We start from the raw sequence: 14,773 nt of genomic DNA, 5'->3' as shown, positions 1-14,773 counted from the left end.
AGTTTATAAGTATTCTAAAACGTAAAACAGGGAAATTCCCCCTAACACAATCCAGGTGAAAATACCGACAATCAAGATATTAAAGCCTAGTTTTTTGAGCTGTCCTATGTTGATTTGCATTCCAATCAAAAACAGGGTAAAAATCAATGCTTTTCGGGCAATCCAAACAATATGCTCGCTTATTTTACCCGCTTCCGGAATATAGGAATTGATTAACATGGCACCAATAAACCCAAAAATAAACCATGGAAAAGCGAACTTTTCCTTGGAGTTGGAACCAAAGGATATGATCAACACCAAGGGAATAATCCATAGTGTTCTTACCAACTTGGTGGTCGTGGCGATATTCAGGGCCTCATTTCCATAGACTTCAGCAGCTCCTACCACAGAGCTGGTATCATGAATGGCTATGGCACTCCAAATACCAAATTGGGACTGATCTAAATCAAAGTAATGACCGATATAGGGAAAGATAAAGAGCGCAATGGCATTTAGAAGAAATACTATCGCTAAGGAGATTGAGGTTTGGGAAGAATCCGCTTTGAGGCTGGGACTCACAGCAGCAATGGCGCTACCACCGCATATTGCCGTACCAGAGGCAACCAAAATGGTAGTGATTCGCTCGGATTTTAGGATTTTACCTATCGCAAAAGCGATGATAAAGGTGCAGACTATGGTAATCAGGGTGATGAAAAAACTGTTGGACCCCACTTCTATGGCTTGCTGCATGTGAATGCCAAAACCAAGACCTACAACAGACAGTTGCAATAAGGTTTTCTGGAATTTTTTGCTGTTTGTAACAAACTCAGTATTGGCTAGTTGAAATATCCCTGCTGCCATTCCTATTGCTAGCGCCAGAGCAGGAGAGATATAACCCAGCAGAGTTCCCGTTAGCACTAAGACGCACAATATGTAAGTAGCTGTTTTTGAAAGCATATCCTGAATCGAGGCAAAACTACAAATAAAAATGTAAACGTTTACATTCTTATTCCATTTCGTATCAATTCACTTTCAGGGAAAATACTTTGGGTTTCTCATTATTGATAGCCACAAATAAAAACTGCTGGCCCGTCTTATCCTTGAATTTAGATAGGTGCTTGATTTCACCTCGTACATAAAAACCGGATTCGTCGTACGGGGACCATTTGAAGTTCCCATCTCCCGAGCCAATAAGCACACCACCATAGCTTGCATCCAAGCGACTAAATTGTGGTTTAAATTCGTAATTGTTTCCTCCCAAAATTAAATCCAAGTTCCCATCACCGTTAATATCGGTGCAATTTATATCGCATACGCAGGAAAATTGAACCTCTTTGGGTAAGTCAATGATTTTGAACTCTCCATTTCCTTGATTGATGGCAACGACGCTCGAAGTGGTATTAATTTCTTTGATAATGGACCTTTGTAGAATAGTTGTATCAATCAACTGGTCCACGCTTTTGGTAGCAAAGTCTGAGAATTTCAGGTTTTCTTTTTTTAGCGAATTTAATTGTGCAGTCAATTCCCTTTTAAGAGTTACCGGTACATCCCTGCCTTGATAATTTTGAGTGAAAAGCTGCTCAATCGTGCCATTATCGTCAAAATCATTCACAAACATTTTCAAGGGTGCGCTGGTCGAAGCTTTATAGCTAAAATTTTCCCCTTGATTTCCCAAAACAAAATCCATGTCGCCATCTTTATCCAAGTCTTCTGCATAAATGGTATTCCACCAACCGGATACGCTATCCAGTGACGTTTCTTTTGGGCTCAATCTTCTGCCCGTATTTTTGAAGATTTTGATGCCACCCCAATCTGTGGTCAATACCAAATCTTTTTTTGAATCCCTGTCATAATCCGTCCAAATGGCATCTGTTACCATCCCCACATTTTTTAAATGAAAAGCTTTGCTTTCAGTAATGTCCGAGAAGTTGCCATTACCATCGTTTTCAAGAAACAGATGCTCCGGATTTACACCATAGATACCGGGGACGCTTCTGCTTCCAATAAATAAGTCCTGGTCTCCATCTTCATCAAAATCGCATGGGGCAACAATCGATACGTTATTTTCCAAACTGGGAATGGACTTTGGCGCTGTGGAAAAATTACCCTGTCCATTATTTAGGTAAACCCGGTTTTTGTAAAATTTGGTGATTCCTGGAATATTTCCTCCGGAACCTACGACCAAATCCATATCGTTGTCACCATCAACATCAACGAAAGCTGATGCCGTATCTTCGAATCCCCGGTCCGTTCGAAAAACATCCTGGGCCGCGGCCAACTGTAGTTTCCCTTGGTTTTGATGTAAAAAAATTTTTGCAGGCTCACCTTTGGAACCTCCCATAAAAATATCCTCGTCTCCGTCACCGTCAATGTCGGCAATTGCAATGGTGGGTCCTTCTTGGGATATCTTTTGGGTGATTAGGCCTTCATAGTCGTAATCAATATGTTTATCCTCTACATGTTTAGGTAATTTTGAAGGAAGCTCAGTGAGTAGGGTAGCTTCGCTTGTAGATTGGAGGTCAAGTTTTTGACCAGCATCCGTCTGTAATAGCGTAAGACCCGTGTTTGGTTTTACATCTAAAAGAACTTGATACATACCATTGGGCCAAATAACTTGTAATGAATCAATCTCCTTATTTTGACCCAAGCCAATGGTCATCACATAATCAATAGAGGACTGAAACCCACGGGAAGGTATTTGTTCTTGTCGTATCACCTCATTGCCTGTATAGATTTGGATAACACTTCCTATTCCTTTGGTATTATGACCCTCTCCTTCCAAGGTTATTTTTAAGTAATTGTTTTTTAGATTTTCACTGGTATTACGGTAAACAAAAAGCTCTTGGTTTACGTTGTTGATAATAAGATCCAAATCTCCATCATTGTCCAAGTCGCCATAAGCAGCACCATTTGAAAAACTTGGAGTGGCCAACCCCCAATCTTCGGATAAATTGGAAAAGGTAAGATTCTGGTTGTTTTTAAAAGCGTAGTTGGAGATGGGTTTGGATGGCATGGCGTTGATTACCTCATTTTTTTGTTCTTTGTTTCCATATACCGCAGTTTGTTGTCGGGTAACATCTTCAAAGAAGTCAATAAAATCCTGATTTGTGAGGTCATGATAAATGCCATTGCACACAAAAACATCGCGGTATCCGTCATTGTCCATGTCAAATAAAAGCGCACCCCAGCTCCAGTCTGTTTTGGATATGCCACTATAATGTGCTATTTCTGAAAAGGAGTTACCCAGATTCAATTGCAGGGTATTTTGCATAAACTGATAATAATAATCGTTCTGCAATTTCCGTTGGTGGGTGTCATAGGTTTCAAATGTGGTTGTTGTCTTGAGTCTCTCATCTCCTTCGGGAAGCATATCCGTAACGAATATATCGGCCTTGCCATCATTGTTGATATCTGCCATATCCGCTCCCATAGAAAAAAGGCTTAAATGGTTGGTCCATTCCTTGATACTCTCCGTAAATGTCCCATCTTGGTTGTTGATATAGAGATAATCGTGCTCAAAAAAATCATTGGAAACGTAAATATCTGGATAGAGGTCTTGATTAACATCACCAACGGTAACCCCTAGACCAAATCCTACCAAGCTCCCATATATATTGGCTTCTTCACTCACATCCGTGTAAAAACCGTTGTCGTTTCTTAGAAGTTTGTCTCCACCTCCTTTGATTTCTTCCACTACGTTCCAGTCTTTCGCTCTAAGATCCCTTTTGTTTTCGTATCCGAGACTGGCCACGGGGATAAAACTATTGTTGAGCATGTAGACATCAAGATCACCATCTTTGTCGTAGTCAAAAAAAGCAGCGTGAGTGGTAAAACCACTATCCGCCAAGTTATAGTCCTCTGCTTTTTCTGTGAAGGTTAGGTCTCCGTTATTAATAAAGAGTTCATTTTTTTGGTCATCCCCTTTTATGTTTCCGGCGTTGCAGACATAAATATCCAAAAGTCCATCCGCATTGATATCAACAAACACTACTCCTGTAGACCAGGCTTTGGAGCCTTCCACTCCCGCGGAGCGGGTAACATCCTCAAACTGGAAATTCCCCTTGTTCAGAAAAAGCTTGTTCTTTTTTCTATTGGCAGTCAGATAAACATCCGCCAGTCCATCGTTGTTTATGTCTCCAATGGCCACACCACCTCCATTGTAGAAATTACGATACAGAAATATGTTGAAGTCTTCTTCATTTACAATGGTGTTATTGAATGATATTCCGGTTTGAGTACTATCCAATAATGAAAAGAGTGTATCGTTTTCTTTCCCGCTAGTTTTTTGGTCTTGTTGGTTCGAACAAGAGGCTATGATAAGCACTAATAGAATAGTAAGGAAATAGGTGTTTTTGAATGACATTTTTTTGGTATTCTGTAATTGCGAAAGCTAAAGATTTTCATCTACATATCATAGAAGTAGAGTCAGATTAACAGTGGTAGTTTGAGATAAAATTGAAAATATGAAGACAAAAAAAGAGGGCGAAAGCCGCCCTCTTTAAACATATTATGGTTGATAAACTACTAGTAACCTTCGTTTTGTGTAAGGTTAGGGTTAGTGGCAAGTGCAGAAGCTGGAATGGGGAATTTTACCCTAAAAGCATCAGTAACGTTTTTCATTTCCCAAGTAGTAGTTGCGAAAGTTCCAAAACGTAGCTGTACCGCTCTTCTTCCTCCCATTACACCTTCGGAATTCAGCTCTCTGGCGATGATGTCAGGCATATCATCCAATGAAACGCTTCCCAGTGGAGTAGCACCGGCTCTCGCTCTTAAAGACTCTACATCTTCAAGTGCGGTAGGTCCACCAGATCCACCTCTTAGGGTGGCCTCAGCACGCATTAATACGGCGTCTGAAAAACGCATCCAAGCAAAATCCCTAAAGGTATCCCCAGGTAGATTGCCATCTGCAGCTCTTTGTGGATTTTTAACGATTCGAATTCCATTTCGCTCATTGTTTACTTCTAAATTGGTGAGGATTGCGTCCTCATAAACCAAAGGATTCTCTTGTCTATCTGTAAGGTTACCGCCAGAAACATTTCTTTGCTGCCCGCGGATATATCCGGTAGACACACCCAGTACTTCCTCTCCAGGAAGTCCAAGTCTCGCATCATCAGCTATATCATCCGAACCAAAAAGTCTAAAGGTTTCCGTAAGCGTAACAAAACCGTTCCAACCCCCTTGATTAGGGTGTAGTTGATTATACTGACGGGTTCTTATATCACCATCCAACATAAAGATAACCTCTTGGTTGGTATTATTAGCAGGATCCCAAATATCGAAATAGCTTTCATCCCCATCAGGATCATCAGCTCCAATACCGTCCAACTGGAAACCAAGGTCTTCGATCGCGTTGACATCAGCAATGACCTGATTCATATCTCCTTGAGTGCCAACTAAATGGATGGCATTCAATTGTACTCTAGCTCTCAAGAATCGCGCAAAGGCCTCTCCTATACCTGTCAAAGTTCCAGCTCTATCTTCTCCAGAACCTCCTGGCCTTAACGGTACATTTGGCCCATTAGCTGAAAGATTACCACTGGAAATAGCAGCGTTCAAATCACTAAGGATTAAATCAAAAGCTTCCTGGGCAGAAAGTACTGTTGGGTCAACATCTGGACCATCATCCACTCCCCTATTAGGTACTTGGCCGAAGAAATCAAGAAGGGAATACACATTAAATGCACGAATCACCTGCGCCTGAGCGGTTTGGCTAGCATTTGCGTTGGATCTTGAATCCAATAACTGATTCGCACGGAACGTTGCCGCATTGTGCCTGTTCCACGCTTGTAGTACGTAAACGTGGTTTGCATCCCAGGTATGGTTGTGCATAGTACGCCAAACCCCGTTATCACCCCAGTCAGCACCCCGTGTCAAAACGGCTATGTTGTCTGCGGATACTTCCATAAGCGCATAGGCATTTTCTTGAGAATCTTGGCGAAAAAGCCCTACTCCATCACTGTCACCACTGCTATAGAGGGCCTCAAGACTCGCTGAGGTACTTGATACCCCACTGAAGGTACCACCGTCTGATTCAACGGATACGGAATCTCCAAAATTGGGTTCCAAGTCTGTACATGCTTGGGAAGCTACCAGTAGCAGGCTTACTCCAAGCGTTTTCATCAATTTGTTTTTCAATAAATCTCTTTTCATCATTTTTTTTTTAAAAACTTGCATTAACACCTAGCGAAAAGGTAGTAGGTCTTGGATAGGAAGTCAAATCGATTCCTAACGAAGGTAAGTTGTTTAGAGTTCGGTCTGTTGATATCTCTGGATCTTGTCCTGTGTAATCCGTGATAACGAACAAATTTTGCGCATTAAGGAACAATCTTAGACTACTAAATACACTGTCTTCTCCCACATTAAAATTGTGGCCTAAAGTTACGTTTTGCAATCGTAAGAAAGAACCATCTTCCACAAACCTTGAAGAAACCGATTGAGGGTTAAATGGATTTTCAACTCCAACTAACGGTAATGTGTCTGCATATACATTTCTACCTTGGGATAGGTTAGGTATAGTGGAGAACGCATTCCTTGTATTATTGTATATAGACTGTCCAAACTGTCCGTTAAAGAACAAGCTTAGGTCCCAATTTTTGTAGTTGAAATTATTGGTAAAACCTAATGAGAAATCAGGTAAGGCACTTTCTCCAATAAAAACTTGAGCACCTTCACTACCAAAAATATTTCCTCCATTCTCATCTAAACCTTGCCAGTCTCTTGTAAAGAAGCTAAACAAAGGCTGGTCGTTGGCCAGACGTTGCGCAAAAGCTCTAGATAGACCAGGCCCATTAATTTGCCCTGCATCGATATCCGGTCCTGTATAATTCTCAAGAATATTATCCGTATAGGTAATGTTGAAATTCAAATCCCAGTTAAAGTCTTCGGTTTGCACAGGAATAGCGTTAATGGTAAATTCTACCCCTGAGTTGACGATATCCCCATCCACATTGGCAAAAACAAACGGCTGCGGAGCAGGTTGTGCACTGTTCACTTGTAACAAGAATTGTGAGGTCGTTCTTTTAAAGTAGTTCACAGATCCTGAAATGCGATTATCCAAAAAGCCATAGTCAACACCAATACTCAATTGCTCATTTTCTTCCCACTGTAGGTCAGGGTTGTTAAAAGCAACGGTACTTAAAGTACCAGGATCGTTTTGGTTACCAGTGTTAAAACGTTGTCTTTCCGTAAATTGGTTTGAACCTAAACCTTCTTGGTTACCGGTTACACCCCAGTTAGCTCTAAGCTTAAACGTATCAAAGAATTCTGGGAACCAGTCCTCTTGGTCCAGTGCCCAAGACGCACCAACAGCGCCAAAAGTACCGTACTGATTGTTATTACCAAAACGTGATGAACCATCTATTCGCACGGTTCCTGAGAAATTGAATTTGCCATTCAGAGAGTAATTGGTACGTAAAAAGAATGATTGTAATTCATCTCTCTCAAGAGAAGTATTTGCGGCAAATTGTTGCCCTCTAGCAATATTGTTAATCATTTGAAACAAATCTGCCGTTTCAAAATTAAAGGCACGGAGGGTAATAGTCTCGTTTACAAACTCTTGATAGGAATGTCCTAGAACAACATCCAATACATCATCACCAAACTCCTTATTGTAGTTTAAGTAAGATTCCCAGGTAGTATTGGTCAAGTCAATTTCATCCAAGTTGGCTCTACCATTATCTAAAGTACCGTTCGCAGCAAAATCCCTAGATTCTGCGGAAGCAGCGGAAGAAGTGGATTTATCAAGACCAACAAGAGTGTTGATTGTCAAATTATCCGTTATTTTATATTGGGCCGACACATTAATAAGAGCCCGTAATGTACTAGAGGTTGCGCGAGTCAACTCTAAAAGTGCTAAAGGATTCCTTCTTTCATTGGATGGTTGGTTGAATCCAGCTATAAATCCTTGATCTCTTGTGCCGTTTCCGGTTAAAGGTTGAGTTGGGTCCCAGCCTATGGAAGCAGAAAGCAAATCACCTCTCGCATTTGGGTTGTTTGTAATAGGAGGTCTCTGGGTTTCAACGTTGGAAATAGTAGCTTGTGTGCTTAGTTTCAGCTTGTTATCAAAGAACCGTTGAGTTGCATTAAATCGAGCAGTAATTCTATCGAAAGTACTGTCTTCTACTTCACCTTCTTGATCTTGATAACCCATCGAGATTCTATAATTTCCGTTTTCACCACCACCACCGTAAGCTAGGTTGTAATTTTGGGTGAAAGATGTACGGTAAATTACATCGTAAGTATCAACATTACCATCACCAGGGACAAAAGAACCACCAGAAATGGTATTTTGGGCAGCCAAGAATTGCTCTCTGGACGCTATTTCTGGCCGGTTACCCACATATCCTACTGAGAAAGTAGAGGAGAACTCCAATACATCTCGTCCTGAACTACCAGACTTCGTGGTGATAAGAACAACCCCATTCGCACCCCTGGAACCATAGATAGCTGTAGAAGCGGCATCTTGAAGAATGTCAATACTCGCAATATCATTTGGGTTTAAGAAACTCAAAGGATCCAAAGAACCGGAACTTCCAATGTCAGAACCTCCATCTACAGTACCTCCACCTGTGGAAGCGGTGGTGTTGGCTCCATTCAATGGAACACCATCTACAACAAATAGCGGGTTGTTTTGGGAACGTACAGAAGCGGTACCCCTTACCCTTACATTCACGGCAGCTCCAGGCTCACCACTTGTAGTGGAGATTTGTACACCCGCAGTCTTACCTTGTATTAATTGTTGAGGGTTAACAATTACACCTTTGTTGAACTCTTCGGCTTTTACACTTTCCACAGCACCTACGGTACTTCGTTTGGTAGTGGTACCGTATCCAACCACAACAACTTCATCTAACTCGCTGGCATCTTCTTGAAGAGTTACATTTATTGTGGTTTGTCCATTCACAGGAATTTCCTGTGTTGCAAAACCGATGTAACTAAATACCAGGACCGCATCCGCAGCAACATCATTTAGTGTATAATTACCATCAAAATCTGTTTGCGTACCATTGGTTGTACCTTTAACTACAACGCTGGCTCCCGGTAAAGGTCCAGCAGCATCTGAAACCGTACCGGTTACTGTTTGGGCCTTGACCATACCGAAACATAACAATGCCCCAATAAAAAGAAAGCCTCTAAGTAGCGTAATCTTCATAAATAATTAATTTTAAGTTTAGTTAATTTCAATTCAAGTGTTAAACATATATAAAAAAAATGTTAATCAAAATTTAAGCATAATGCAGTGTTTAACGAAAACGGTTTCGTGTTAATAAGTTTGGGAAAATACTATCTTGATAAATCTTTGCAGCCTAATTTAATCAAATCTTAATAATAATGCGGCTTTTTAACGAAATTAATAATACTCTACGAATATACTATTTTATTTCAACCATGAAATTAGCCCCTGTTTTTTGATGATTTTATGTTACTCCTAGTGTTTTGTTAAATGTTTGTCTAAAAGAACTGTTAATAGCTAGTTTTAGTTATTTTCCCTTCTCTTTTAAAAATCCTTTCAAAAAAGTTGAAATCAAAGATTACCTTAAAAGATATTGCTAGAGAACTGGATGTTTCTATTTCCACGGTTTCCAAAGCCCTAAAGAACAGTGAGGAAATAAGTAGGGATACCAAAGAAAAAGTTCAGGCTTTTGCTCGCTTGTACAATTACAAGCCGAATAATATTGCTATTAGTTTAAAGAACAAGCGTACGAAAAACATCGGAGTCGTGATTCCAGATATCGTCCATCACTTTTTTACCACGGTGATTCGGGGGATAGAAAAATATGCCAATGCTAAAGGATACAATGTAATCGTCTGTCTTTCAGAAGAATCCTTTGACAAGGAGGTAATCAACATGGAAATGTTGGCTAATGGCAGTATTGATGGTTTTATTATGTCACTTTCCTCGGAAACCCAGGCCAAGAAGGATTATAACCATCTCAAGGAGGTGACTGAACAGGGAATACCCGTGGTGCTGTTTGATCGTATTACGAATGAAATCGATTGCGATAAGGTGATAATCGATGACAAGATGGGAGGCTATCTGGCTACCAAGAAACTGATTGAGCAGGGCAAGCGAAAAATTGCTTTAATAGCCACAGAGGATTACTTGAGTGTGAGCAAGGATAGAAGCGAAGGGTATCGAAAAGCATTAATCGATAGCGGTTTGGAGATAGATGAATCACGGATTTTAAAATTACCAACTATGGAAATGGACGAGCAGATGATTCGGGACTTCTTTGAAAATGTAGAAGTAGACGCCGTTCTATGCGTTAATGAGATTTTTACCGTCTTTAGTATGACATTGGCTTTGGAAAAAGGGCTAAAAGTTCCAGAGGATGTTGCTTTCATAGGATTTACAGATGGCTTGCTATCAAAATATGCCCACCCCAGTCTAAGCATGGTGGCACAGCATGGAGAAAAAATGGGTGAGATTTCGGCACAGATGCTAATTGACAAGGTGGAAAGCGAACAGGAAGAAGAAACCTTCCAGACCAAAATTTTAGAGCCTACATTGGTGCTACGAGACTCAACAATTAATTAAGTTTGTCCTCGGTAATTAAAACGACAATCTGAACTTCTACCACACAGTTAACACATGAATCAAGATTATATTAAAGCGAACCCTTGGTCAATTATTGAGGAGGGTTTTAATAAAGAACGTGTAAAATCTTCCGAGAGCCTTTTCAGCATTGGAAATGGAGCGATGGGACAACGCGCCAATTTTGAGGAGACCTATTCCGGAGGCACTTTTCAAGGAAGCTATATAGCTGGGGTATATTACCCTGATAAGACCAGGGTAGGTTGGTGGAAGAATGGTTATCCCGAATACTTTGCTAAGGTACTGAACGCTCCGAATTGGATTGGAATTGATGTCTGGGTGGATGGAGAGGTTTTCGATTTAAACACCTGTAAAGAAATTAAAGATTTTTCCCGACAGTTGAATATGAAGGAAGGTTGGTACAGACGTTCCTTTGTGGCTGTCACAGCCAAAGGCGATGAGGTTTCAGTTGTATCCACGCGATTTTTAAGCCTTCATTTGGATGAGCTGGGTGCTATTCAATACGATATAGAAGTTCTGAACAAGGATACAGAGATCATCATTTTACCCTATTTAGATAGCGGTATAAAAAATATGGATAGCAATTGGGACGATCAGTTTTGGAATACCACAAATATTCATTCTGATGGCAACCGTGCTTTTATTGAAGCGCACACCTTAAAAACCAATTTCGAAACCTGCACCTTTATGGATGCAACGGTTTATCGAGATGGTGAACAAATTGAAGTGGAAGCAAATCTTAAGACAGATGAACTATCCGTTGGTCTACGTTTTGTGATTGATGCCAAAAAAGGTGAAAAAATTACTTTGCAAAAAATGGGAGGATACACGGTTTCAAGAAACCATAAATCCTCAGAGTTGATTATAGCAGCCCATTCCGTTTTGGATAAAGCAACCAAACTTGGGTTCAATGGACTTCTAGAACAGCAGAAAAAAGACTGGGCTAGCATTTGGGAAATGAGCGATATTGAAATAGAAGGTGATGTAAAGGCGCAACAAGGAATCCGTTTCAATATTTTTCAATTGAACCAGACCTATCTAGGAAAAGATTCCCGATTGAATATTGGCCCGAAAGGTTTTACTGGTGAAAAATATGGCGGAAGCACCTATTGGGATACCGAAGCCTATTGTCTTCCTTTTTATATGGCGACAAAAAATCAAGAAGTCGCTTGGAGCCTTTTGGAGTATCGGTATAATCATTTGGAAAAGGCCATCGAAAATGCGGAGAAATTGGGATTCAAAAATGGTGCAGCCCTTTATCCCATGGTGACCATGAACGGCGAAGAGTGCCATAATGAATGGGAAATTACTTTTGAAGAGATTCATAGAAACGGCGCAATTGCTTTTGCCATTTTCAATTATTATCGCTATACCAATGATTACAGCTACATTCCTAAAATGGGATTGGAAGTACTTATAGGAATCGCTCGTTTCTGGCAACAACGCTTCAATTATTCAGAAGACAAACAGAGCTATGTGATGTTGGGAGTCACTGGACCCAATGAATACGAAAATAACATCAATAATAATTGGTATACCAGCTATTTGGCCAAATGGTGTATTGAATATACTTCTGAGCAATTAGAGAAAGTCGAAAAGGAATATCCAGAAGATTACGATAGGATTATTGGAAAAACTGGATTGAATTCAGAGGAAACCAAAGCGTGGGATGAATTGGTGTCCAATGTCTATTTTCCCTACTCTGAAAAATATGATGTCTATTTGCAGCAGGATGGATTTCTAGATAAGGAAATGATTCGGGTCAATGATTTACCAAAATCCGAAAGACCTATCAATCAAAAGTGGAGTTGGGACCGAATTTTGCGTTCTCCTTACATTAAGCAGGCCGATGTATTGCAGGGCTTCTATTTCTTTGAAGACCATTTTTCCCATGAGCAACTGGAAAAACACTTTGATTTTTATGAACCGCTTACCGTGCACGAGTCCTCATTGTCTCCATGTGTTCACAGTATCCAAGCCGCAAAATTGGGTAGAATGGAGCAGGCCTATACCTTTTATTTAAGAACCTCTCGATTGGACTTGGATGATTATAATAAGGAGGTTGAGGAAGGTCTTCATATAACTTCCATGGCAGGTACATGGATGAGCATCGTAGAAGGTTTTGGCGGAATGCGGGTCAAGAATGGCCAATTGTCCTTTGAGCCCCAGATTCCTGAGCAATGGGACTCCTTTTCCTTTAGGGTAAACTTCAGGGGTCAAATAATCACTGTGAAAGTTGAAAAGGACAAATCAAGCTTTGCTATTACTGGAGAAACGGATTTAAATGTTCTGGTCAACGGAAGCCCGGTGACCTTAACCCCTCAAAATTTAGTTCAAGCATGAAAAAATGGGCCTTCGGTTGTTTTTTTGTCATGCTCGGAGGCTTTTTGGCATGCGAATCGAATATCAAAACCAAAGAAGTGGAGTCAATAACAGAAAGAAAAGCAGTTGTTTATCAGGTTTTTACCCGACTTTTTGGTAATACAAATACCACCAATAAACCTTGGGGAACTATTGAGGAGAATGGCGTAGGAAAGTTTTCAGACTTTACCGAGACAGCTCTTACCGAGATAAAGGATTTGGGTGTTACCCATATCTGGTATACTGGAATCCCGCATCATGCCGTGATTAAGGATTATACTGAATTTGGAATATCCAATGACGACCCTGATGTTGTAAAAGGACGAGCGGGTTCTCCTTATGCCGTCAAAGATTATTATAATGTAAATCCTGACCTTGCCGATAATCCCTCAAATAGGTTGCAAGAATTCAAAGATTTGGTGGATAGAACCCATAAAGTAGGAATGAAGGTTTTGATAGATATTGTGCCCAATCATGTTGCACGAAAGTATCAAGGTTTAAATAATCCAGAAGGAGTAACTGATTTTGGAGCCCATGACGATACATCTTTGGAATACCATGTAAACAATAATTTTTACTATGTAATTGGTGCGGAATTTGAGGTTCCCAATTGGGAGGGAGGTTACCAACCACTTGGGGGAGATGGTAATGAATTAGCCAACGGAAAATTTAAAGAGGTTCCGGCAAAATGGACAGGAAACGGTTCTCGATTAGCACAACCCAATTTCAACGATTGGTACGAGACAGTTAAGATTAACTATGGGGTTCGACCAGATGGTACAAAAGACTTTAAAGAACTGCCTGAAAACTTTGCTGGAAAGGACTATCAAGAGCATTATGCTTTTTGGCAGGATAAGAAAATACCAGATTCTTGGATAAAATTTAGGGACATTGCCCTGTACTGGCTGGATTTTGGAGTCGATGGATTTCGCTTTGATATGGCCGAGATGGTTCCTGTGGAATTTTGGAGCTATATGAACTCCAGCATCAAAATGAAGAATCCAGATGCTTTCCTTTTAGCCGAAGTGTATAATCCAGACTTGTACCGGGATTATATCCACAAGGGAAAGATGGACTACCTCTATGATAAGGTAGAACTTTACGACAGTATCAAACATATTATGAAAGGATATGGTTGGACCGACCATATTCCAGTGGTTCAAAAGGGAATGGCGGATATTGAACATCATATGCTCCATTTCTTGGAAAACCACGATGAGCAGCGTATTGCTAGTCCGGATTTTGCAGGAAATGCAGAATTGGCCAAACCCGCCATGGTGGTTTCCGCAACCATCAGTACTTCACCAACCATGATTTATTTTGGTCAAGAAGTAGGTGAGCCTGCGGCGGAAAATGCAGGTTTTGGTAGTCCCACACGCACCTCAATTTTCGACTACATTGGAGTACCACATCATCAACGCTGGATGAATGATAAAAAATTCGATGGGGGTCAACTTACGGAACAAGAAAAGGAACTCCGGGATTTCTATAAGCGATTGTTGAATTTCACCATTTCCAGTGAGGCCTTAATGGGCGAGTATGAAGAAATCCACTTTTATAATAAGGAAAATACGGAGAATTACGACCATAGGGTGTTGTCTTATGTTCGATGGTCTCCCAATGAAAAGCTGATTATCGTTTCCAATTTCGAAGAAGACAAAACCTATAATTTCGAGCTTAAAATTCCGGAACACCTTATTCAAAAATGGGACTTGAAGAATGGAAATTATAAACTAGAGGAAAAACTCTATGGAACTAAATCCTTTGAGTTGAAAATTACGAATGGGATGGGAGAAATCAATGTTGAACTACAACCATTACAATCTCTTATTCTCAGCCTAAATCCATAAAAAAAGGCAGATTACATTGTAATCTGCC

At 40.4% G+C, this 14,773-nt stretch carries 7 protein-coding genes; 3 read left to right on the top strand and 4 right to left on the bottom strand.

Annotated elements, in window-relative coordinates; all coding sequences use genetic code 11:
* Positions 1-3 precede the first annotated feature (3 nt).
* The 4 genes from ACSLUF_RS15780 to ACSLUF_RS15765 form a co-directional block, all read right to left on the bottom strand.
* Complete coding sequence (locus ACSLUF_RS15780; protein ID WP_435623620.1) at positions 4-909, bottom strand: YeiH family protein; 906 nt, start codon at positions 907-909, stop codon at positions 4-6.
* A gap of 91 nt (positions 910-1,000) precedes the next feature.
* Complete coding sequence (locus ACSLUF_RS15775; RefSeq protein WP_435623619.1) at positions 1,001-4,342, bottom strand: VCBS repeat-containing protein; 3,342 nt, start codon at positions 4,340-4,342, stop codon at positions 1,001-1,003.
* A 161-nt stretch (positions 4,343-4,503) separates the two neighbouring features.
* On the bottom strand, positions 4,504-6,099 hold the full coding sequence (locus ACSLUF_RS15770; protein WP_435623618.1) for a RagB/SusD family nutrient uptake outer membrane protein: 1,596 nt from the start codon (positions 6,097-6,099) through the stop codon (positions 4,504-4,506).
* Positions 6,100-6,139: 40 nt separating this feature from the next.
* Positions 6,140-9,130 carry a SusC/RagA family TonB-linked outer membrane protein gene (locus ACSLUF_RS15765; protein WP_435623617.1) on the bottom strand — a complete coding sequence of 997 codons (2,991 nt, stop codon included), beginning with the start codon at positions 9,128-9,130 and terminating at the stop codon, positions 6,140-6,142.
* A 366-nt stretch (positions 9,131-9,496) separates the two neighbouring features.
* On the opposite strand from ACSLUF_RS15765, the gene ACSLUF_RS15760 reads away from it, so the two are divergent.
* Genes ACSLUF_RS15760 through ACSLUF_RS15750 form a run of 3 tightly spaced genes read left to right on the top strand, consistent with a single transcriptional unit; the run spans position 9,497 to position 14,745 of the window.
* On the top strand, positions 9,497-10,516 hold the full coding sequence (locus ACSLUF_RS15760) for a LacI family DNA-binding transcriptional regulator (protein WP_435623616.1): 1,020 nt from the start codon (positions 9,497-9,499) through the stop codon (positions 10,514-10,516).
* A 54-nt stretch (positions 10,517-10,570) separates the two neighbouring features.
* On the top strand, positions 10,571-12,877 hold the full coding sequence (locus ACSLUF_RS15755) for a glycoside hydrolase family 65 protein (protein WP_435623615.1): 2,307 nt from the start codon (positions 10,571-10,573) through the stop codon (positions 12,875-12,877).
* The gene (locus tag ACSLUF_RS15750; protein ID WP_435623614.1) at positions 12,874-14,745 is read left to right on the top strand and encodes an alpha-amylase family protein; all 1,872 of its coding nucleotides are present in this window, start codon (positions 12,874-12,876) and stop codon (positions 14,743-14,745) included. Before ACSLUF_RS15755 ends, ACSLUF_RS15750 begins: the two co-directional genes overlap by 4 nt.
* Positions 14,746-14,773: the final 28 nt, after the last annotated feature.

Origin of the sequence: Flagellimonas sp., assembly GCF_965601775.1 — a bacterium.
Classification (GTDB): domain Bacteria; phylum Bacteroidota; class Bacteroidia; order Flavobacteriales; family Flavobacteriaceae; genus Flagellimonas.
Note: the sequence above shows the minus strand (reverse complement) of the source record. Positions and strands in the feature narration are given on the sequence as shown.